Annotated in this window: 20 protein-coding genes and 4 pseudogenes; 17 read left to right on the top strand and 7 right to left on the bottom strand. The window is 51.6% G+C overall.

Annotated features, from left to right (window positions below; all coding sequences use genetic code 11):
• Positions 1–25 precede the first annotated feature (25 nt).
• Entirely contained in the window at positions 26–640 is a 615-nt protein-coding gene (locus ACXLHR_RS16740) for a glutathione S-transferase family protein (RefSeq protein WP_458792632.1), read from the bottom strand.
• Positions 641–895: 255 nt separating this feature from the next.
• On the opposite strand from ACXLHR_RS16740, the gene ACXLHR_RS16735 reads away from it, so the two are divergent.
• The 12 genes and pseudogenes from ACXLHR_RS16735 (at position 896) to ACXLHR_RS16680 (ending at position 13,600) form a co-directional block, all read left to right on the top strand.
• Positions 896–2,977 carry a hydantoinase/oxoprolinase family protein gene (locus ACXLHR_RS16735; protein WP_458792631.1) on the top strand — a complete coding sequence of 694 codons (2,082 nt, stop codon included), beginning with the start codon at positions 896–898 and terminating at the stop codon, positions 2,975–2,977.
• Positions 2,974–4,593, top strand: a complete 1,620-nt coding sequence (locus ACXLHR_RS16730) for a hydantoinase B/oxoprolinase family protein (RefSeq protein WP_458792630.1) — start codon at positions 2,974–2,976, stop codon at positions 4,591–4,593. Before ACXLHR_RS16735 ends, ACXLHR_RS16730 begins: the two co-directional genes overlap by 4 nt.
• On the top strand, positions 4,590–5,795 hold the full coding sequence (locus tag ACXLHR_RS16725) for a pyridoxal phosphate-dependent aminotransferase (protein WP_458792629.1): 1,206 nt from the start codon (positions 4,590–4,592) through the stop codon (positions 5,793–5,795). The genes ACXLHR_RS16730 and ACXLHR_RS16725 overlap by 4 nt, the downstream gene beginning before the upstream one ends.
• Before the next feature lie 14 nt (positions 5,796–5,809).
• The gene (locus ACXLHR_RS16720) at positions 5,810–6,628 is read left to right on the top strand and encodes an NAD-dependent epimerase/dehydratase family protein (protein WP_458792628.1); all 819 of its coding nucleotides are present in this window, start codon (positions 5,810–5,812) and stop codon (positions 6,626–6,628) included.
• 62 nt (positions 6,629–6,690) lie between these two features.
• Positions 6,691–7,008 carry a hypothetical protein gene (locus ACXLHR_RS16715; protein ID WP_458792627.1) on the top strand — a complete coding sequence of 106 codons (318 nt, stop codon included), beginning with the start codon at positions 6,691–6,693 and terminating at the stop codon, positions 7,006–7,008.
• A 501-nt stretch (positions 7,009–7,509) separates the two neighbouring features.
• A complete protein-coding gene (locus ACXLHR_RS16710) occupies positions 7,510–8,217 on the top strand; it encodes a GntR family transcriptional regulator (protein WP_458792626.1) in 708 nt (235 codons plus the stop codon).
• A 139-nt stretch (positions 8,218–8,356) separates the two neighbouring features.
• On the top strand, positions 8,357–9,280 hold the full coding sequence (locus tag ACXLHR_RS16705) for a LysR substrate-binding domain-containing protein (protein WP_458792625.1): 924 nt from the start codon (positions 8,357–8,359) through the stop codon (positions 9,278–9,280).
• 495 nt (positions 9,281–9,775) lie between these two features.
• Positions 9,776–10,798: pseudogene (locus ACXLHR_RS16700) on the top strand (IS110 family RNA-guided transposase).
• Positions 10,799–11,090: 292 nt separating this feature from the next.
• Positions 11,091–11,369 carry a transposase gene (locus tag ACXLHR_RS16695; protein WP_458792624.1) on the top strand — a complete coding sequence of 93 codons (279 nt, stop codon included), beginning with the start codon at positions 11,091–11,093 and terminating at the stop codon, positions 11,367–11,369.
• Positions 11,366–11,962 carry an IS3 family transposase gene (locus ACXLHR_RS16690; RefSeq protein WP_458792623.1) on the top strand — a complete coding sequence of 199 codons (597 nt, stop codon included), beginning with the start codon at positions 11,366–11,368 and terminating at the stop codon, positions 11,960–11,962. Before ACXLHR_RS16695 ends, ACXLHR_RS16690 begins: the two co-directional genes overlap by 4 nt.
• A 251-nt stretch (positions 11,963–12,213) precedes the next feature.
• The gene (locus ACXLHR_RS16685) at positions 12,214–13,290 is read left to right on the top strand and encodes an IS110 family RNA-guided transposase (RefSeq protein ID WP_458792622.1); all 1,077 of its coding nucleotides are present in this window, start codon (positions 12,214–12,216) and stop codon (positions 13,288–13,290) included.
• Between the two features lie 55 nt (positions 13,291–13,345).
• On the top strand, positions 13,346–13,600 hold the full coding sequence (locus tag ACXLHR_RS16680) for an integrase core domain-containing protein (RefSeq protein ID WP_458792621.1): 255 nt from the start codon (positions 13,346–13,348) through the stop codon (positions 13,598–13,600).
• A gap of 18 nt (positions 13,601–13,618) precedes the next feature.
• On the opposite strand, the gene ACXLHR_RS16675 is transcribed toward ACXLHR_RS16680, so the two are convergent.
• The 3 genes and pseudogenes from ACXLHR_RS16675 to ACXLHR_RS16665 form a co-directional block, all read right to left on the bottom strand.
• Positions 13,619–14,662: an IS110 family RNA-guided transposase gene (locus ACXLHR_RS16675; RefSeq protein WP_458792620.1), complete on the bottom strand. Its 1,044-nt coding sequence runs from the start codon at positions 14,660–14,662 to the stop codon at positions 13,619–13,621.
• Between the two features lie 101 nt (positions 14,663–14,763).
• Positions 14,764–15,066, bottom strand: a pseudogene (locus ACXLHR_RS16670) (IS256 family transposase); the annotation flags it as partial.
• 38 nt (positions 15,067–15,104) lie between these two features.
• The gene (locus ACXLHR_RS16665) at positions 15,105–16,037 is read right to left on the bottom strand and encodes an IS5 family transposase (protein WP_458792619.1); all 933 of its coding nucleotides are present in this window, start codon (positions 16,035–16,037) and stop codon (positions 15,105–15,107) included.
• A 271-nt stretch (positions 16,038–16,308) separates the two neighbouring features.
• On the opposite strand from ACXLHR_RS16665, the gene ACXLHR_RS16660 reads away from it, so the two are divergent.
• From ACXLHR_RS16660 to ACXLHR_RS16640, 5 genes and pseudogenes are all read left to right on the top strand, one after another.
• Entirely contained in the window at positions 16,309–17,052 is a 744-nt protein-coding gene (locus ACXLHR_RS16660) for an SDR family NAD(P)-dependent oxidoreductase (protein WP_458792618.1), read from the top strand.
• Positions 17,053–17,287: 235 nt separating this feature from the next.
• Entirely contained in the window at positions 17,288–18,283 is a 996-nt protein-coding gene (locus ACXLHR_RS16655; RefSeq protein WP_458792617.1) for a TRAP transporter substrate-binding protein, read from the top strand.
• A gap of 74 nt (positions 18,284–18,357) precedes the next feature.
• Complete coding sequence (locus tag ACXLHR_RS16650) at positions 18,358–18,852, top strand: TRAP transporter small permease (RefSeq protein ID WP_458792616.1); 495 nt, start codon at positions 18,358–18,360, stop codon at positions 18,850–18,852.
• Positions 18,849–20,159, top strand: coding sequence for a TRAP transporter large permease (locus ACXLHR_RS16645; protein WP_458792615.1), 1,311 nt, complete (start codon positions 18,849–18,851; stop codon positions 20,157–20,159). Before ACXLHR_RS16650 ends, ACXLHR_RS16645 begins: the two co-directional genes overlap by 4 nt.
• A gap of 90 nt (positions 20,160–20,249) precedes the next feature.
• A pseudogene (locus tag ACXLHR_RS16640) lies at positions 20,250–20,503 on the top strand (transposase); the annotation flags it as partial.
• A gap of 16 nt (positions 20,504–20,519) precedes the next feature.
• Here ACXLHR_RS16640 and ACXLHR_RS16635 read toward each other — a convergent pair.
• The 3 genes and pseudogenes from ACXLHR_RS16635 to ACXLHR_RS16625 form a co-directional block, all read right to left on the bottom strand.
• Positions 20,520–20,717, bottom strand: coding sequence for a hypothetical protein (locus ACXLHR_RS16635; protein WP_458792614.1), 198 nt, complete (start codon positions 20,715–20,717; stop codon positions 20,520–20,522).
• A 47-nt stretch (positions 20,718–20,764) separates the two neighbouring features.
• Positions 20,765–21,716: pseudogene (locus ACXLHR_RS16630) on the bottom strand (IS66 family transposase); the annotation flags it as partial.
• 62 nt (positions 21,717–21,778) lie between these two features.
• Positions 21,779–22,033: an integrase core domain-containing protein gene (locus ACXLHR_RS16625; protein ID WP_458792613.1), complete on the bottom strand. Its 255-nt coding sequence runs from the start codon at positions 22,031–22,033 to the stop codon at positions 21,779–21,781.
• Positions 22,034–22,287 lie beyond the last annotated feature (254 nt).

Here is a 22,287-nt window from a genome sequence, read left to right as displayed (position 1 = left end):
ATCGCCCTCATGCGCGCGATTTATTCTACATCATACCAGCATCAAGGACGGCCTGAACCGAAGGTCGTTTTTCCATGCAACGTCGGAATTCAGACAGCTTTGGATAATTGGAAACATCAACGCCGTCACCTTTCAGCCATCCGCTCACGACATAAAGATACGCATCCGCCAGACTAAAACTTTCACCCAATAAGAACGGCCCCTTAAGGAGGTTGGCCTCAATGTAGGTGCAACATGCTTTCATAGTTTCTGGAGCTTTGAGGCGCATATCCTTATGGCTATCCTTATTGTTTGCCCAGCGTTCACCATGTACTTTATGTGCGTGGTTCACATGCCAAGTGGAAGCAAGATAATACATCATTTCGCGCATTTTTCCGGCCTCAAACGGATCGTCCGGCACGAGGCTTGCCTCGGGCGCAAGCGCGTGAATGTAATCCAGTAGCGCACCTGTTTCAGTAAGAATACCTTGGTCAGTTACCAACGCAGGCACCCTACCTTTTGGATTTATTTCCATATATTCGGGTGTTGTTTGCATATTTAAGCCAAAGTCGATGTTGATGAGATCGTAAAGTAAATCTGTCTCTTTTAAAGCAATAACGACGGATATTGCTACGGTTGTGTTGGCGTAATATAGTTTCATAAGTCTGCTCCATTGGAAAATATAAGGGGGTTTCTGTGTCATTGTTACATTCTTGATTTGAAACTTCTAGACTTCAGTAGACAAGTAAAACTTGCTATTATTCACATTTTCTTGATTTCTTTATGACCATTCAGCGTTCAGGTTGACTGTTAACGGGAAAAAGGGAACTGACGATGAAAACAGTCTACATCAGATCAAACGAAGTACCGGTAAGTACACATTTGACGCTGCATTATTCGCTGGGAGGAAACCCACATGACTAGATCCGATATTCGCCTCGGCGCCGACATTGGTGGTACTTTTACCGACATTGCGCTGGAGGTCGGCAAGACCATTTATTCAACCAAGTTGTTGACGAATTATACCAATCCAGAGCAATCCATTCTCGACGGGATGAAAATTGTGGCCAAAGACGCCGGGATTGACGTAAGCGAAATTGGCATTGTTATTCATGGCACCACGCTTGCTACCAACGCCTTGATCGAACGGCGCGGTGCGCGCACAGCGCTGGTAACAACTGACGGGTTTCGTGACGTCATTGAGATGCGAACAGAAAACCGGTTCGAACAATATGATCTCAACCTGAAACTTCCATTGCCGCTAATTCCGCGAGAAGACCGCTATACCGTCAAAGGGCGCATAAGCGCTAAAGGCGAGGAGTTGCAACCGCTCGATGAACAAGCATTGGAAGCCCTAGCGGACACGCTGGTGGACAAAGGTTTTGAGGCGGTAGCGATCGGCTTTATTCATTCCTACCTGAATCCGTCACATGAAGAACGGGCGCGGGAAATCATTTCGCGCAAGCTGGATGTGCCGATATCGATTTCTGCCGAGGTTTCGCCCCAGATGCGCGAGTTCGAGCGCTTCAATACGGTATGCGCAAACGCTTATGTCCGTCCGCAAATGTCGAATTATTTGAGCCGCCTTGAGGGTCGCTTGCGAGATTTAGGCGTGACCTGCTCTGTGTTTATTATCCATTCCGGCGGTGGTTTGATTTCTGTCGAGACAGCGGCTGAGTTTCCAGTGCGTCTGATTGAATCCGGCCCTGCTGGCGGTGCGATATTTGCGGCGGATGTCGCAAAACGGTTTAACCTTGAACACGTGATAAGTTATGACATGGGCGGCACTACCGCTAAAATTTGTTTGATTGATGACTATCAGCCACAGACCGCGCGCAGCTTTGAGGTAGCACGCACCTACCGTTTTTCCAAAGGTTCAGGTATGCCGATCTCGATCCCCGTGATCGAGATGATTGAGATTGGAGCGGGCGGGGGCTCAATTGCATGGGTGGACGCGATGGGTCGTATCGAAACGGGACCCGAAAGCGCCGGTTCAGAGCCGGGACCGGCATGTTATCAAAACGGCGGCACACGACCTACAGTTACGGATGCCGACCTTGTATTGGGCAAATTAGATCCGGATAATTTCGCGAACGGCAAGATCAAACTATCTATCGACAACGCCGTCGCGGCGATTGCACGTGATGTGGGAGATAAGCTCAAGATTGACGCACAAGCTGCGGCGTTTGGCGTTGTAGAAGTTGTCGACGAGAACATGGCGAATGCCGCACGCGTGCATGCAGTGGAGAACGGGAAGAACATTAATAACAATGTGATGATCGCGTTTGGCGGTGCTGCACCGCTGCATGCCGCACGCCTTTGCGAAAAGCTGGGTGTGCAACAGTGTCTGATCCCGAGAGGAGCAGGGGTTGGCTCTGCTATCGGCTTTCTCAGGGCTCCGTTCGGCTATGAGGCGCTTGCATCAAAAATTATGCCGCTTAGGAAATTTGACCACGCCACGCTCAACGCTTTGTTGGGTGACCTGAAACATACCGCCGAAAGCTTTGTCCGTGCCGGAACCAAAAACAAAATGGAGCGCGAGGTGACTGCCTTTATGCGTTATGCAGGACAGGGATGGGAAATTCCGGTTATCCTACCTGACCGTGATTTTACAAACGCGGACCGAAACGAAATAGAAGCGACATTCAAAGAGCGATATTCGCACTTTTTTGGTCGCGCTGTTGTCGGTCCGGAAATTGAATTTGTGACATTCTCGGTCAAGGCGCAGGACGTCATGGAAGCACCCGAAGGTGTCAATCTTCAAACTGATGGTGTGGTGCGTGACATTGCAACAACCCGCCATGTTTTTGATCCGACCACCGGAACGGATCTGGTGACAGGAATGGTTGCGCGGGATGATTTGGCACCAGGGGATCGCGTTGTTGGTCCCGTGGTGATTTCTGAACCCGAAACGTCGACGATCGTGACATCACCTTTCGACGCCGTAATCCAAGGGGACGGAACAATCCTCCTCGTGAGAAAAGGAAAATTATCATGAGCCAGATTGTTGAAATTCGCATGCAGGTTGCATGGAATCGCCTCATTTCGATCGTGGAAGAACAGGCGCTGACGTTGTTGCGCACTGCGTTTTCGACTTCGGTTCGCGAGGCCGGGGATTTGTCCGCTGGTGTGTTTGATCCACAATGCCGGATGCTTGCACAGGCTGTAACTGGTACTCCAGGTCACGTGAACAGCATGGCCGAAGCGGTAAAGCACTTCGCAAATGAAATTCCGCGTGACCAGATGTATCCAGGCGACACTTATGTCACCAACGACCCATGGAAAGGCACTGGCCATCTGCATGACATCACCATGGTTTCACCCTCGTTTAAAGGAGATGAATTGGTCGGGTTTTTCGCCTGTACCGCACATGTGGTTGATGTTGGCGGACGTGGTTTTGGCGCTGATGGTAAATCAATTTACGAAGAAGGCATCCAGATTCCGATCATGAAGTTTGCCGAACGCGGCGAGGTGGACCGGGCTTTGGTTGCGTTGATCCGTGCCAACGTGCGCGAACCAAATCAGGTGATCGGTGATTTCTATTCGCTTGCCGCGTGTAATGACGTGGGTCACATGCGCCTGATGGAGATGATGGACGAGGCCGGATATGACAATCTAGACGTTTTGGGTGAATTTATCCTGTCGCGAACGCATAATGCGATGATGGCACGGGTTGCGGACCTCCCAAATGGCAGCTGGTCTAACGATATGTTGACGGACGGGTATGACTCCCCGATCAAATTGGTCGCAGAGGTCCAGATTACAGAAGGCAAAGTAAACGTTGATTTTACCGGTACCGACGCGATGAGTCCGTGGGGCATCAACGTACCGCTGACTTATACACGCGCCTATGCGTCATACGCCCTGAAATGTGTTGTGGCGCCGGACATTCCAAACAACGCAGCATCGCTTGCGGCTTTTGACGTGTCTTCGCCTAGCAATATCGTGAATGCTGAACGACCGGCGCCAGTGTCTTTACGCCACATCATCGGGCATATGATTCCCGATCTAGTATTTGGGGCTCTAGCCAAGGCAATGCCGGGAAAGATCCTTGCGGAAGGCGCAGGGGCGCTCTGGAATATCCATATATCCGCCCGTCCGCTGAAGGGGCACGATGGTCAACACGCAGAAGTATTGATGTTTAACTCTGGCGGCATGGGCGCACGGCCTGGACTTGACGGCCTTGCCGCTACGGCTTTCCCTTCGGGGGTGCATACAATGCCGATTGAAGCGACAGAGCACACTGGTCCTGTTGTTATATGGCGCAAGGAATTGCGCCCCGGATCGGGCGGTGACGGACAGTACCGCGGAGGCCTTGGCCAAGTTATGGAGGTCAGCGTACTTGAAGGGCATGAGTTTGACTTTTCCGCGATGTTTGACCGTATTACACAGGCGGCGCGTGGCCGTGACGGTGGCAACGACGGGGCATTGGGTTCTGTAATGTTGGACGATGGTACGAAACTCCGGCCAAAAGGCTGGCAGCATGTTCCAGCAGGCAAAAGGCTTATTCTCGAATTGCCGGGCGGTGGTGGCTTTGGTCCACCAGAAGCCCGCGAAGCTGAAGCGCGCAAGGTTGATGAACTCAAAGGTTATGTTACGGGAGGTTTGAAATGACACATATTGCTAACCGCATGGCTGCTGTAAAAGCCTCGGCATCGATGCTGGCGAGCCAGGCAGCAAAGAAGCTTGCCGCGACCGGTGTTGATGTAATTGATCTGGGACAGGGCGAACCTGACTTTGCGACACCCGCGCATATTACTGATGCCGCGTTTGCAGCGGCGAGCGCCAAGCGGATGCTTTATACTGCACCGTTGGGCACGCCGGAATTACGCGAAGCGATCCGTGCAAAGTTTAAACGCGAGAACGGTTTGGATTACGAAATTGATGAAATCGCGGTAGGTAACGGTGCCAAGCAGATCATTTTTAATGCGCTGCTTGCGACGGTCGAACAAGGAGACGAACTGATCTTTCCCGCGCCTTATTTCGTCTCCTATCCAGAGATGGCAAAGCTATTTGGCGGCGTGCCGGTAACACCGGAAGGCTCGGTTGAATCAGCCTTTCGTTTGACGCCCGAAATGCTGGAGGCGGCAATCACCGCAAAAACCCGCTGGCTATTCCTGAACATGCCGGGCAATCCTTCCGGTACACTTTACACCCGCGCACAACTTGAAGAACTAGGTGGCGTGCTGGATCGCCACCCGCATGTGATGATCCTGTCGGATGAAGTCTATGAACATATCATATTTGACGGACGGGAATTTATCTCATTTGGGGCAGCCTGCCCGCAGCTTAGAGAGCGCATGCTAATCGTAAATGGTGTTTCCAAAGCCTACGCTATGACCGGCTGGCGCGTTGGTTTCGCCGCAGGGCCGCGTAACCTGATTAAGGCGATGGGCACCGTGCAGAGTCAATCCTGCACGTCCGTCAGCGCACCGGCACAGCATGCTGCACTGGCTGCTCTCGAAGGGCCTCAGGACAACATTCCGCTCTTCTGCGCAGCCTATGAAAAACGCCGTGACCTTGTTGTCGATGGCATTCGCAAGGTCGACGGTCTGACCCTTGATGCACCCGAAGGCGCGTTTTATGCTTATATCAGTTGCGCGGACTTGATTGGGGCCGAAACTCCAGCTGGAGTACGGCTGGATGATGATGTTGCAATTGCAAATTATCTACTGAATGAAGGTCACGTTGCGGCAGTGCCGGGCTCGGCTTATGGCGCGTCGCCCTATTTCCGTATCTCGACGGCCACGTCGGAAGAAGAACTGACCGAAGCAGTGACACGCATTAGCCACGCAGTGGCAAAACTTAAACGCTGAGACAAGGAAACAGCATGAAAAAACCATTCAAAAGAATCCTCATTACCGGCGCAGCCGGACGTCTTGGAACCGAAATGCGTCGTGGGCTTTTGCCTTTGGCGGACAAGCTGGTCTTGGCGGACCGCGTTGGCTGCATAAATGTGGCCACGTACGAAGAACAGCTGATCTTTGATCTCTCTGACGAGGCTGCGACCATTGCCGCGACGAAAGGCTGCGATGCCATCGTTCACCTCGGTGGTTCCCCCCAAGAAAGCCCTTGGGAGGATATTCTCAATAGCAGCATCCGCGGATCCTATCATATCTATGAAGGCGCGCGAAAACATGGCGTCAAACGCGTGGTCTATTCTTCTTCAGTTCACGCCATCGGGTATCACGGCATTAATGACGGCATCGATTGTGACGCAAAACCTAGACCTGACAGCCTTTACGGCGTCTCAAAATGCTTTGTTGAGGGACTTGCGAGCCTTTATTGGGATAAGTTCGGAATTGAGTCCGCATGTTTGCGCATATTTTCTTCCTTCCCCGAACCAGCAGACAGGCGGATGCTTTGGTCGTGGCTGTCATTTGATGATTGTATTAGACTTGTCACTGCAAGTTTAACCGCTCCACATCTCGGGTTTACGATTACGGCAGGCATATCCGATAATAAGGTCAAGCCGGTTAACATGAGCAATGGTAGCCATATCGGCTTTCACCCGCAGGACAGTTCCGAACCTTACCGTGCGGCACTTGAGACGAAAAGCGACCCGGTGGACCCCAAGGATCCGGCTAGTCATCGCATCGGCGGCTGGTTTGTTAATCTTGGTCATCCAGATGACGAAGTCGCAAAATAATCTACATTTTAACTTACTATTGCCCCGCTCGGGGGTGGCTTTAAGGATACGGCGCGTGCGTCGTGTCTTTACTGAAATCACCGCTGATACCAATTCAGGGGATGATGGTGATCCCCGCCCATCTGGCTGAAGAAATTGCCGAAGTCTGCTCGGGAATGGAAGAGTTTGAAGCATTTGTTCTGGAGGAGGTACTCGCAGGATCGCCGATCATTGGGCTGTATCCTTGCACCAAAGACGAAAGCCAAAAAAATTTGATGAGTGGCTTAAAGCTAAATAGTCAGAAGCTTTATAATGTATCGGGGTGGCATCAATCCTCCCAATACAAAGAGTACCCAAATTCCACGACATTTTTGGGAATGTATGCTATTATTTTGTGCTGAGTATTATATAACGTTTCGAAATCGTGGATGCTAGAATGAGATGGATATTTCATCTTGCCAAAATGATACTAGCGATCTGGACATTGACGCGCACGTTCATATGTATTGCGTTGGTGCAATTCTCCCTGTTTTGGCCATGTGCATTTTCTGAAATGTAAATTTTAAACTCGCGCCATTTGCCCTCCAACCAATTGATTTATGGGAGCTTGCTGGTAAGGATAGCAAGGCCACCAAATGGCTTGGACGTTTCTGCCATCCATGCGGTGATATGCAATATTGCTTCCCATTTTTATTCTTCATGTCCATAATTAACTTAGATTTAGTGTATAAATCAGCAGGTAATCGAACATAACGTTTCAGCGAAAGCTTGCAAAAAACGTTTGTTTGACCGAAACGTAGCCACGCGAAGCTCGCGCGAAACCTGCATCAATACTGTTTACCACTGGATGCCGTCTAATCATTTTAGGGGGTGGCTGATCTGAAAATATTTGGGTTCGACATATGAATACGAAAGAAACTACACCAAAGTGGTACGGGCGAACCGGCGTCGATGAAGTTGCAAACAGCCTCTACGACGACATAATTTCGTTGCGCTTGCTTCCTGGCACTAAAATGTCGGAAGTAGAAATTGCAGCGCGTTTTGGGGTTTCGCGGCAGCCGGTACGCGAAGCATTCAGCCGACTTTCAAATTTGGACCTGTTGGTAATAAGGCCTCAGAAGGCAACCGAGGTAAAGCGGTTTTCGGCGAGAGCGATTGAGAAGGCACGTTTTGTGCGCATGGCTGTCGAGACGGAAGTTCTGCGCAGAGCCGCTGAACATTGCGACAATGAGGGTGCGGAGGCGCTGGATGCTAGCATGAATCGGCAACGCGCACTTCTGACAACCCATACTCCAGGCGATTTCGGTCCACTTGATTACGAATTTCACCAACTACTGTGCAACATCGGAAGGGTCGATTATGCGTTTGAAGTTATCTCTAGTGAGAAGGCAAAGGTTGACCGGCTCTGCGCTTTGAGTTTGTCCAAAGAGGACCGGATGCCCGAGCTTATCAAGGATCATGAGCGCATTGCTGCTTTGGTCAAGGCTGGCGATGCCGAGAATGCGGTTACTGAAGGGATGCTTCACCTTAGTCGGCTCGATTCCACCATTGAGCTGATCAAAACACGAAATGCGCATTTTTTCGAAGTTGAGGACGAGCTCCCCGCCTGATCGGGAAACGGAAATAGGTCGGCTCTTGGAGGGACCTGATGATGCACTCGCCTGACGGTTTAACTTCAAAGCGAGGCGTCTGTAAATTTGTGTATTGGTTTAAAGTTTTAGACATACGATCTGTAAAGGACGCGGCCCTATGAGAACTCCTTCAATACGCCTTCCGCCTTTAAACTCGCTACGGGTGTTTTCCGAGGTAATGAAACACGGAAGTTTTCGAGCGGCTTCCGAAGTTCTTCTGGTGACACCGCAAGCAGTTAGCCAGCAAATAAAGCTTTTGGAAGACATGCTTCAGGTTGACCTATTTTTGCGCAAGGGTCGTATGATCGAACCGACGGAATCGGCGATCCTGCTTTCGCATTTTGTGCAGGCGGGTTTTGACGAGTTCACGAACGGCGTTCGACACGTCGCGAATACCACGTACCGAAATCGCATCAATATTAACGTCAGCCCATATTTTGCGACCCGGTATTTGATGGAAAGGTTGGAAAGTTTCCGCGAACGGGAACCGACCGCTGATTTGCGTTTGACGACGATGGTAAAACTGCCGGATTTTGACAATGACGAGGTGGATGTTTCGATTCAGTGGGGATTTGGTGAGTGGAAAAACCTAGATGTCACCCTTCTTGTGCAGGATCCGAAAGTTATCTGCTGTGCTCCTGAACTTGCTGAAACGGTTAAAAGGCCGGAAGACCTGACCAAACATACCCTGCTTCATCCGGTGTTAGGCCGCGTTCATTGGCAACGTGTGCTTTCCCATCTGGGTGCCTCGTCCGGTGAGATCAAAGGCGAAATCGCGTTTCAGGATGCCGCGACACTGCGGCGTGCAACAATCTCAAGGCTGGGGATTGGTCTTATCTCGCGCATCGATGCGATTGAAGATCTCAAATCCGGTAGGCTGGTTGCACCGCTCGGCAGGGATGCCTTAAGCGACATGCCCCATGCGGATATCGCCGGTTTTTACCTCGTTCTTCCAAAAGCCAATAAGCGAATAAAAACTGTTGCTGCGTTCTGCACTTGGGTCACTTCTGAAAACTGGGTTGCGCTGAACAAGGTAAACTGACTGGCTTTCCGTAATTTCCTCTAAACATTTCTGTCTAAAATAGCAATTTACCCCGCATCTAAGCCCTTCGAGATGCAGATCCGCTACCTCATTATAGAGTTATTGTCAAATCTGGTTCTCTGAGTGCGCCTTGTGTCAAGTGGGTAAGTTGGGTGTCCGTCCGGGGTCATGGTTCTCTCCGAAGTCGTCGCATGGACGCTTCATGATGGCTTTCGGGGGCAGATCGTCACCAGATGTGTTTGGCGAGGTTTTGGCCTCAACCAGATTTACGAGATCAATCAACCTCCGTCCTGTTGGGACTTGGCTTTCCGCTCTTTTACGAGTGAAATTCGGGTTAAGCTTTTGCCTCCGTGGTCCATTGGAAGTCGGTCTCGGTCTGAAGTGGTCCGGCAAATTCGGACAACGTGCTAAGATGATGGGTTGGATGCCCCTCCTGTCGGCATCGTAATGTGCCACAGTGGTTTTGTTCAAAGCCACAACAAGGAGAAAGCATCCATGTCCGAAGTTAGCATTATAGGGGTAGACCTTGCAAAGCGGGTTTTTCAAGTTCATGGCGCGTTGCCAGATGGCAACGTCGCCTTTCGCAAGAAATTATCCCGCTCGCAGTTTATGAAGTTTCTTGCAGAACAACCACCTTGCCTGATTGCAATGGAGGCTTGTGCGACGGCCCATTATTGGGGACGGGAGGCGCTCGGATCTGGCCATGAGGTGCGCCTTATTCCACCGATTTATGTCAAACCTTTTGTTAAGCGGCAAAAGAATGATGCTGCTGACGCGGAAGCGATTGTGGAAGCGGCACTACGGCCAACCATGCGGTTTGTCGAAGTGAAGAGTGCCGATCAGCAATCCCTCGGGCTACTGTTTCGCACATGAGAGCTTTTTGTGCGCCAAAGAACTCAATTAATTAATGCTTTGCGCGGGCATTTGGCCGAATATGGAATTGTCGTCGCCATCGGGGTTAGAAACGTAAAGGTTTTTCAACAAGCGCTTCTTGATCATGGCACAAGGCTTCCCAAGACCGTTCTGTCGATCAGTGGGGTGTATTTTGAGCAAATAGCAGCGTTGACAGAGAAGGTTACTGAGTTGAAAATAGCACTAAGGCGTGAGACCGCCCGTGATGGTCAGGCAACACTCTTGCAAACCATGCCTGGGATCGGTCCGATCAGTGCCGCAGTCATTCAGGCATTTGCACCACCGCTGGAAAACTTTGCCCGTGGTCGGGACTTTGCGGCATGGCTGGGCTTGGTTCCGCGCCAACGCTCGAGTGGAGGCAAGGACCGGTTAGGGCGCATTTCCAAAATGGGACAGCGCGACATTCGCAGGATTCTGATCATCGGAGCCATGTCCATCGTAAACTGGGCCAGCCGAAAGGGGAGCCGAGACTCTTGGCTTATGGGTCTACTGGAGAGCAAGCCCACAATGGTGGTTGCCGTAGCCTTAGCGAACAAAATGGCTCGGCGTCTCTGGGCGATGTGCGTTAAGAAAGAGGTCTATGAAATTCCAATCCTGGTGGCGTAATACCATCAAGACTTGGATGACGACGGGTATGTGAGGAGTTCAGAAGACATTACGGAAACACGATCGACGAGAGAGGCTCAGGAAAACCAGTTGGATACGCGGCGCAAAAAGCCCGTTAAGATGATTTGGACCTGACCCGCGTATCTCCATAAAGGCCCGCAGCAAATGTAAGGCTGCAATCTGAGGCCGAACACATGACTGCACCCGATCATACCTTCCGAAGTGTTCAAAAATTCCTTGCGTAAAACGGGGCATCCACACATGTATCCAACCTTGAAGACAGGATACAGAAATGACGAAGAGACGCAGTTTTTCAGATAAGTTTAAGGCCACGGTAGCGCTTGAGGCGCTTCGCGGAGACAAGACGGCGCAAGAGATTGCAGCCAAACACAAGATCCACCCGACGCAGGTGACGACATGGAAACGGCAGGCAATTGATGGCCTGACGGGCGTGTTCTCCGACAAGGTCAGGAAGGCTGAAGATAACGAAGCCGAAGTCAAAGAGCTTCATGCGAAGATTGGCAAACTGGCGGTTGAAAATAATTTTTTGTCACAAGGGCTGAAGCGATGAGCCCGAACGAACGCAAAGCGATGATCAATCGGGATCATACGGATCTGAGCCTGACCAGCCAATGCAAACTGCTGAAGATCAGCCGGTCGTCGCTGTATTATACGTCGGTTGGTGTGAATGCTGAGACGCTGGAATTGATGAACGAGATCGACCGTGTGTTCACGAAGTATCCGTTCTTCGGCAGCCGCCAGATCGCGGCCTACTTGCCGAGAAATGGTTTTCGTGCCGGTCGCCACCGTGTGCGCAGGTTGATGGGTTTGATGGGACTCCAGGCCATCTACAAAGGCCCAAACACCAGCAAGAAGCACCCACAGCACCGGATTTACCCATACCTACTGAGGAAGCTACCAATCACGCGACCGAACCACGTTTGGTGCAGTGACATCACCTACATCCCTGTGCGGCGTGGGTTCTTGTATCTGGTCGCCATCATGGATTGGGCGACCCGCAAGGTCTTGGCGTGGCGGTTATCGAACACGCTGGATGCCAGTTTTTGTGTCGAAGCCTTGAACGAGGCCATCGCAAAATACGGCAAGCCCGAGATCATGAATACGGACAGTCATATAATGGTAACCAGTTCTCGGGTGGTTTGACTCAAACACTGATCGACCGTTCTCTGGGTTGGTGCCGCTTGGCTTTCCGGTTTGGTTTGACCCACATTCCGATCGACCTGACACGTGTCTTTCCCTGGACCTGTCGACCGCCCGGGAACGCCTTGCGGTGAGGCTTTGTCTCGAAGATGCCGCGTGACCCAAGAAGGGCCTGACCATTTGGTCTCATGACTGTCCTGTCCGTGCATTTTTGTCGACAAAGCAAGTTTGACACTGCCGGAAAGGATGATCCTATGGCCAAATCAAAACAAACCACCCCAGTTGTTGGCGGGGTTGATACACACAAAGACCTTCACGTAGCCGCAATCGTGGACGACAACGATCAGGTGCTGGGAACGCAGAGCTTTGCCACAACGCGGCAAGGTTACAAGCTGATGCTGATATGGATGCGCTCATTCAGAGACTTGCAGCGGATTGGGGTTGAATGCACCGGCAGCTATGGCGCAGGTCTTTTGCGATATATGCAGGTCGCTAATGTAGAGATCCTTGAAGTGATCGCGCCGGACAAGCAGGATAGAAGACGTCGCGGCAAAAACGATGACTTCGATGCACAAAGTGCTGCCCATGCTGCCTTTACGAGGCGGCGCACGGTCACCCCGCGCAGCCGAGATGGAATGGTGGAATCCTTGCGTGTATTAAAGGTTTGCCGCAAAACTGCCGTTCAGGCCCGAAGGATTGCATTGCAGATCATTCAGACGACAATTGTTTGTGCCCCTGACCGGCTGCGTGACCTTTTGCGCAACATGACCCGCATGAAGTTGATACGAACCTTGGCAGCTTGGCGGCCCGATTTAACGGGCTATCGGGATGTGGAAGAAGCCTACAAGATTGCGCTCAAATCATTGGCACGTCGTTATCTCGAACTGCATGATGAAGTCGCTGACCTTGATGATATGATCGAAGCTATCGTCACAGACTTGGCTCCGGAGTTGATTGCACGTAACGGCGTGGGCCTGAACAGCGCCGCACAGTTGTTGCTCACTGCAGGCGATAATCCAGAGCGCCTCAGATCTGAAGCCAGTTTTGCTGCCCTATGCGGTGTTAGTCCAGTGCCAGCCTCATCAGGCAAAACAACGCGCCACCGATTGAACAGAGGTGGCGACCGCGCGGCCAACAGCGCGCTCCACATCATCGCAATCGGAAGGTTGCGCCTTGATCCGAAGACCCAGGAATATGTGGCGCGGCGTATAGCAGAGGGGCATTCCAAACTGGAGGCAATCCGATGTGTCAAACGATACATTGCGCGTGAGGTCTTTAACATCATCGCGCGCCGCCACAAACAGATCAATCAGGCTCAGATCGCCGCTTGACACTTAGAAGGGGGTCCAAGGATCGCAGTTCACGGGTGCAGCCTGGATCACCACCTTGACCGAGGCAGATGTCAAAATCTCAATGGATGGTCGAGGTCGTTATCTCGATAACATCTTCATCGAACGGTTGTGGCGGTCACTCAAACAGGAGGCCGTTTATCTGCACGAATTACAGGACGGGTTCCAAGCCAAACGGATCATCGATAACTGGATCGGGTTCTACAACTCCGAGCGCCCTCACACCGCCCTTGATAAGCGCACGCCGGACACAGCATACTTCACCCAAGCGGAAATAAGAAAAGCCGCATGACACCAACCCGATTACATCTTAGCTCAACCCCAAACCTGTCCTAAAAAGCAGGACCACTTCAGTCTTCCAAAGTGTGAGCATCAAAACGGCGATCTTCCTTGCGGTCGCGATGGCTGCTTTACGGAAACCTTTTCGACCAGCCAATCGGATTGCCCACGATTTGAGGGCAGAAAATCTTTTGACGTTTCGGATTAAAGTGGACGCAGACTCGACGAGCAACGACCGCATGGCCTTATCACCCCGCTTTGAGATACGCCCTGACCAGTCAATTTCTCCTGATTGGTATCGCTTGGGAGTCAGGCCAAGGTAGGCACCCACATCGGAGGGTTTCGTGAACCTGTTGGGATCTTCGATCAAGGCAATAAAACTGAGCGATACAATGGGACCAACGCCTGGGATCGACATCAGTCGTTTGGCGACCGGATGCGTTTCGGCCATAGTTTTCAGAGCCTTTCCGAGGTCAGCGGCAGCTTTACAAAGCATTACATGGATCTCGATGAAGGCGTCGGCCATGATACGCAACACAGGATCAGTTTCTTCCACAGCGGCCAACTGATCGCGGAATTGTTGGCGCAACTTCCCCTGGGTCACTCCGGTCATGCGAATGCCAAACGTCTTTAAAACACCTCGAATGTGCCCCTCGAGATCCTTGCGCAATCGTATCATTCGTTCCCTTGCACCCACCAGCGCCCGCAACCGGTCCGCTTCTACACTGCGGACAAAAACTGGAGTGAACCATCCGGTTCGAGCAAGTTGAGCCAACCCTTCGGCATCAGATGCATCTGACTTATTGAGCCGGGCTGACAGGCTTTTATGAGCCCGTCGGGCATCAATGCAAACAGCTGGAAGGCCGAGTTCGAGAAAGCCACGTTGCAGCCAAATGGACATCTGACCGCTTTCGTGCACGATGGTTTCTGGTTTGAGCGAGCGGTTTTTGAACCAACTTTCCACTGCCATGGGATCCGCGGGTGTGGTGCCCTTGGCTTTGATCTTTCCATCACCGTCGATAACACACACGGAAATCTCTCTCAGAGACATGTCAAGGCCTGCATAATATTTCATGGTCGTTCTCCTCATGCTACACTATAAGGTCAATATACAAGATCTCGTCCGCCATTGGAGTGCGGTCGCCGCACTCACACCATGTGTTTGAGGGTTGTCGGTCATGCGGCGATCTGGCTGTGGTTGGTGGTTTCTATTCCGTCTTTGAACGTGACGCCTGTGATGACTTTGGCCAGGTAATCAAAGCCGCGTAGCTTCCTCCAGTTTTGTTCAGCGCATTGTCCCAGCTTGAACATCATGTGCAGCATGCCATCGCGCGACAGGCAGCCCTTTGAGCGCTTGGTGCGATGTCGGATCGTGGCGAAGGCCGGTTCAATTGGTTTTCTGGTGCGGATACTGTGCCAATGTTGGGCGGGGAAGTCGAAGAATGCCATGAGTTCTTCGCGGGGCTTTGTTGCACAAATCGGGTGTAGGACGTTCTCCCGCTTTACCCCAGACGCACTTATCCTACGGGCTCAGTGATAGGTATGCCAAGAGCCGTGTAGCGGTTGAGGACAGCGATACGGATTTGGATCTCGGCAACCTGCCTTTCAAAGTCCCTCGCCATCAACGATTGGCCAAGCAGTTTCATACAATGCATCTTCGTTTCGACGCGGCTTCGGCGGTGATATCCGCTCCACCGTCGCCACAGGGTGCGGCCCAGATATCGTTGCGCATTGACGGCATCGTTGCGGGCAATTGCTCCGGCGCTCGTCGGCTTCCAAGGCTTTGCATTCTTGCGTGGCGGGATCACCGCATGGGCATCTCTGGCGGCAATCGCCTCGTAGCATTTACGCGTATCATATGCCCCGTCTGCGGTGACACTACCGATGTCTTGATCAATAGGGATTTGGTTCAGAAGCTCTGGCAACACGGGAGCATCCCCGATGTTGCTGCCGGTTACCTCGACGGCCCGTACCTCCAGCGTTTCCTCGTCGATTCCTAAATGTATCTTACGCCAAATACGGCGTTTTGAACCGCCATGCTTGCGGGCATTCCACTCGCCTTCACCTTCGGCTTTGATCCCCGTGCTGTCTATTAGAAGGTTCAGTGGTCCCTTGGATCCACGATAAGGCAGGCCCACGTTCAGTGTTTTCTGACGCCGACATAAGGTGCTGAAATCCGGGGCAGACCAGTCCAGGCCAACCAGCTGCAACAGGCTCTGAACGAACCCGGTTGTCTGGCGAAGCGGCATGCCGAACAAGACCTTCAATGTCAGACACGTCTGAATGGCAGCGTCACTGAATTGCCGCTGGCGACCCCGCTTGCCATTCGGTGGCGGTGTCCAAACCATCTCTGGATCAAACCAGATCGACAACGATCCGCGCCGCTTCAAGCTGTTATTGTAAGACGACCAATTCTTGGTCTTGTACTTCGTAGGGGCCCAACTACTCATGCCTTCAGCTATCACGCTGGATTCGTACAGTGAATCCCTTCAACCGATTTGTGCAACAAAGCCCCTCGCAACAACAAATCAACCAGATACGCCGCCAACCTTCAAACCGCCCAAACACCAGATTCAGTCATAGCTCCTCATTATACAGTAAATATTTATCTAGCATCCCAGATATTAAACTAGTATACTAGATCGGAGTAGACATGCAAACAGCATCAAAAAGCATGTGCCCCCTTTTATTGGCGCATGTGATTAATTGGAGGGACATCAATTGAATTTACAAGGCAAAACAGCAATCGTTACGGGCGGTGGAAGAGACATTGGGCGCGCATGTGCCATACGTTTGGCAGGTGAGGGAGCGAATGTCGCGATAAACTATTTTGCCAGTGCAGACAGCGCCAAGGCGACGGTTGACGAGATCTCAAATGCGGGCGGTAAAGCAATTGCAGTGCAGGGCGATCTTTGCAACGCCGAGGGCGTCGACGCATTGGTTTCGGCCACGGTCAAAGCGTTCGGTGGAATTGATATTCTTGTGAACAACTCAGGCGGTTTGATTGCACGCAAAACTATTTCTGAAATGCAGGTTGAACATTGGCTTGAGGTCATGGATCTGAACGTTACCAGCACCTTTATGATGACTAAGGCCGTTCTTGAGCACATGAAATCGGGGGCAATTGTGAACGTTGCAAGTCAGGCGGGGCGAGATGGTGGTGGACCGGGTGCTGTTGCTTATGCCACTGCCAAGGGTGCGATCATCACGATGACACGAGGATTAGCTAAAGAATTAGGGCCAAATATTCGCGTCAATGCGCTATGTCCAGGTATGATTGATACAGATTTTCATAATATTTTTACGAAACCTGAAGTGCGCAAAAACGTAGAGTTTGCATCTCCTGTTAAGCGGCAGGGCTTACCTGTGGATGTGGCTAACATGGTTTGGTTTCTTGCAAGCGATCAATCTTCGTTCGTCACAGGAGCAAATTTCGACATAAACGGTGGGATGCTATTTAGTTAACGCCTGGGCCTCAGGGGGTGATCGGGGAGGGGAGGTTTTCCGCGGTCACTGCAGCTTAATCTACGCGGGAAATCACGTTTATGACGGTGGTGGATTTTTAGTTGAACATTTTAGCTAGGGGCTAAATTTTCAACGAAAGCGCATAGCAAATGAATTGTTATGGGTTGTATCTTTTATCAAAACGGCTCTTCGCAATTCAGATTGAATACGTAAGGGCCATCACGGGAGGAATGAAATGACATTTTATACAATGACAACCAAACTGGTTTTGGGCGCGATCTGTGCGACATCTCTGACAATTGGTGCGGTGGCCGCGGACACAATCACCCTGCGTGGCGCGAGCATGTTTGACGAGAACCACACGTTCACCAAAACCTTTCGTGAATTTGAGGGCCTTGTTGAAGAATACTACGACGGCGATGTTGTTTTTGACTTACGTTTGAACGGCGAACTTGGCGTCGAGAAGGATTATGTTACATTCTTGCAGCAAGGTGTAGCGATCGATTATACAATACTGGCGCCCTCCAATATGGCAATTATGGCACCTTCTATACCAATAATGGACATGCCATTCCTGTTTCGCGACCTAGATCACTGGAACGCGGTGCTATCTAGCGACACGCTTACTTCCCTCGAAGACGAGCTGATGGAACGTGCCGACATTAAGATTATTGGCTATACGGGTGGTGGTGTACGTAATTTGGTATCAGATAAACCAATCGCGAACATGTCAGATCTTGAAGGCCACAAAATGCGCGTAATGGGTGCTCCTATTCAAGCACAGGTCTTTTCTGCTTTTAAAGCGTCACCAGCTGCAATCGCCTATAACGAAGTGTACAATGCTATTCAGACTGGTGTGATTTCCGGTCTTGAGAACGAAGCGGCAGGTGTTGAAAATCTCAAGTTTTACGAAGTGGCACCGTATGTGTCTTTGACACAGCATACAATTACGGTACGTCCTATCGTGATGAGTGGAAAAACATTCCGCAATCTACCTGAAGATTTGCAGGCGGCGGTTCTCAAGGCCGGCGAGGAAGCAGCAGCCTTCGGACGTGATCTGGAAAGCAGCCAAGATAGCGTCATACTAAAGCAAATGGCTGATGTAGGTCAGATCAACCTCGTTGAGTTTGTAGATCGCGATATGTTGCTCGAACTCGTTGTTCCGGTTCAGGATGCCTATGCAGCCGAAATTGGTGCAGTTGAACTTCTTGAGGCGATCCGCGCTAAGTGATCGCGTGCGAATGTCAATTCCGCCGCGGTTAAGTGATGGCGGCGGGGTTGGATCATCGGGTTGGGAGGCCGACAATGGTAAAACGAATTTTAGATTTAATATGTAATGTTTTCCGGGTGCTTCTTGCCTGCCTTGTGGCTGCGCTTACAATACCTGTTACTATGCAGGTTATTGCCCGGTACACTGGCATTATCCCCGGTTACCTCTGGACCGAAGAACTTGCCGGATTTATTTTTGTTTGGGTTGTCATGATCGGTTCGATGGTGGCGGTTTGGGACGGTGAACATTTCGATGTGCGCGTCATTCCAGACGCTCAAAGCCCGCTTTTGCGCTTGCTACAAAGCGGCCTTGTCCATGTTCTGATCCTTGGCTTCGGCCTGATCTTCTTTTGGTACGGGCTGGAGTACGCTGAATTCGGCACCATCCAGAATTCGATGATGATGCGTGCCAACATGCTCGTCACATTTATCTCTGTACCCATCGCCGGAGCCTTCTGGGCCTTGTTTTCCGGCTATCGGTTTTATGAAGACTTTGTCGTATACCAATCAGCCCGGAGTGCTTTGAGATGATTGTAACAACTGGCCTTGCCTGTGCTATCCTCGTTGGTGGCTTCATCCTACTTGTTATACTGCGCGTGCCTGTGGCTTTCGCGCTTGGCCTTGCGACCATTCCACTCGTGATGCTTGAATTACGGCTTACACCCTTTATCGTTCTGGACCGGATGTTCCAGTCATATAGCTCGTTCATTCTTCTGGCTGTGCCGTTCTTCTTGCTGGCTGCGAACCTGATGAACTCAGGTAAAATCACAGATAAGCTAATTGACCTCGCGCGGGTACTGACCGGGTGGATGCCCGGTGGGTTGGGCCATGTGAACGTGGCCGTTTCCATGTTGTTCGCCGGTATTTCTGGTTCTTCGACGGCAGACGCGGCAGGTTGCGGCAAAATCCTTATCCCCGCTATGGTGAACGAAGGGTATGATAGACGTTTCGCCATTGCCATCACCGCATGTTCGTCGGTTATGGGCGTAATTATCCCGCCGAGCATTTTGATGGTTGTCTGGGGGGGGGTGATGCAAACATCCGTGGGCGCGTTGTTCCTTGCGGGCGCAATCCCCGGCATCATGATCGGTCTTGCATTGATGGCGACAGTTTACGGCTATGCCAAAGTGTATAACTATCCGATCATCGGCACACCGACTTTTCGCGAAGTGCTGGTAGCATTCAAAGGATCCGCACTTGCAATGCTGACACCTGTGCTTGTGGTGGGCGGGATCGTTGGGGGCATCGTAACACCAACAGAAAGTGCTATTATCGCCGCGCTCTATTCGCTTATCTTAGGGATGTTTGTCTATCGCACAGTGAGTGTGCGTGATCTTGGCAGTATCTTTTATGAAACCGGTCGTTTTGCATCTATATCGCTTTTTGCCATCGGCACAGCGACTGCATTTGGCTGGTTGTTGGCCTTCTACAGCGTGCCGCGCCTGATCGTGGACTTTATGACTGCGATGGAGTTCGGCCCATTTGGAACGGCGTTGGTTATCGCGGGGCTGTTCTTGTTTTTTGGTTTGTTCATTGATGCAATTCCGACAATCATCATTTTGGGCACGGTCTTGATGCCTGTTGCGGAAGCGGCAGATATCCACCCGATCGCGTTTGCGATCATTGGGATCGTCTCATTGGCTTTCGGATTGGTCACGCCGCCCTACGGATTATGTTTACTAATATCTGCGTCGATAGGTGGTATGAATGTGGTGCAGGTTATGCGCGACGTGGCGATCATTTTGTTGCCGATGTTGCTCATCTTGTTGCTGATCATTGTATTTCCCCAAATCGCTCTGTGGTTGCCTCAATTGCTCATGCCAGAGTCTTTCCAATAACGGGTGATAAACTCAAAAATGACACGACTGACCTGAGCCCCTAAAACTCCTCCAAATTTGTGTAAAGTCTGCCAACAAAAGTACGGACAAATGAAGGCACGATTTACGGACGAACAGATTATAGCGATGATCAAGGAACAGGAAGCTGGCGAGAAGACTGCATATGTATGTCGGCGGCACGGGACCCATTGACCGGCAGGGTATTGCGCAGCAATGCCCGAGAGGGGGTTCGGCGACATTCTACAAATACAAATCTAAGTATGGCGGCATGGAGCCGTCTGATGCGAAGCGCATTGCGGGCGCATGAAGACGAGAATGGAAAGCTGAAGAAGCTGCTGGCAGAACGTAACCGCTCCATTGTTACCGCGGTAATTTCGCCTTGATCCGCAGCGCGAGCTCGGTGTCGTCCACGAAGTTATCAAGGAATTCATGCCAAGTATTGGTGGTGAGGCGGGCGGCTTTGATCAGATCAGTTAGTTCTTCGATGCCGTCGACGGTCAGGGCCGTGATCGTTTCGTCGGGGTCGACGTAAACGCTTATAATGCTTCCGTATGACATGTTGTCTTTATTGTAGACGATGGCATCGAGAAGCTTGAAACCCTCATTCAACATTTTGGCAACGTAGTCGATGGTGCAGACTTGGATGACTGCGGACATCCGGCAGCCGCTGAGTGAGCAGCAACTATCGGTACCCAATTCCACGGCAGCAATTCGTCCAAGCGGTTGATCTTGTGGTCATGGATGCGGTCGAGGATGTCAGCGAGATAGGCCTGGGGATCGAGGTCGTTCAGCTTGGCAGTTTCAATGATCGTCATGACGCGTGCAAGTGTGTCCGCACCGGTGTCCGCCTCAGCAAACAGCCAGTTTTTTTCCGATGCCGATCGGGCGCAAGGCGCGCTCGGCTGGACTGTTGTCGATGGCGACAGCTGCTGTTCGGGCCAGACAAAGAAGGCCTCGACCTTTGACTGGCTCAGCTTTTGACGCGCGGCATGGCGGACATCAGCGGGGGTGACCATTGATGTCGTGCTCAATGTCGTAAAGCTTGCCGATCCCGTCGAGCGCCTCGCGGGCGATCTCGGAATTGGTTGATGCCCAGAAGTCGTGGAAGTCGCGCCGCAGATGCGCCCAACAGGCGGCTTCGCGCAAACGCTGCACGCCACCCGGTTCAGGCTAATAGTGTTGGCATAGCCTTTGTATCCATCCGCCTGAAGGATGCCACGAGCATTGGCCAAATGGCTCAGGACATGCTCCTCCTTCCAGTCTGGCGCAAACCGATAGACAGCACCTGGTGGTGCTGCCCCCCCAGGGCCGCTGATCACGCACATAGGCCCAGATCCGGCCTTGCTTGACCCCCTTGCCAAGTCCCTTATCGCGCCTTGAGCGGTCCAGCACCCGGATCGGCGTGTCATCTGCATGGAGTCGATCACTTGCCGTGACGTCGATCTCGATCCGCTCGATAAGTGGCAACAGGGCCCTCATCGCGCTTCTGCAACAGCCGACCAGCGTGCTTTCGGGAATGTCGGCCCCCATACGCGCAAATATCTCGTGCTGGCGATACTGAAGCGGTCCTGCTTTTTAAGACAGTTTTGCGGCTTGGCTAAGATGCATCTGGTTTGTGTTCATGCCGCTTTTCGTATGTCCGCTTGGGTGAAGTATGCCGTGTCGGGCGTGCGCTTATCAAGGGCCGTGTGAGGGCACTCTGAGTTGTAGAACTCGATCCAGTTATCAATGATCCGTTTTGCTTGGAAACCATCGTTAATTTCATGCAGGTAAACGGCCTCCTGCTTCAGTGACCACCACAGCAGTTCGATGAAGATGTTGTCCAAGTAGTGCGCCCTGCCGTCCATCAATATTTTGACGCCCGCCTCGGTCAAAGTGGTGACCCAAGCGGCACCAACACAGAGAACGGTCGATCAGTGTTTGAGTCAAACCACCCGAGAACTGGTTATCATTATATGACTGTCCGTATTCCCAAGGATTCCGCGCAAAGCTGGAGGGGACTTGGGGCTCAGGTCAGTGCCTCGGAAGGATCGTGGCTCCAAAGAATGCTCAAAAGGAAGTCTTTGACTTTAAGGATAAATGATCGGAAAGATCGGGATTGGTAAAAATAGAAATTCACAGCGGGATA

The organism is Yoonia sp. MH D7 (assembly GCF_054439475.1).
Note: the sequence above shows the minus strand (reverse complement) of the source record. Positions and strands in the feature narration are given on the sequence as shown.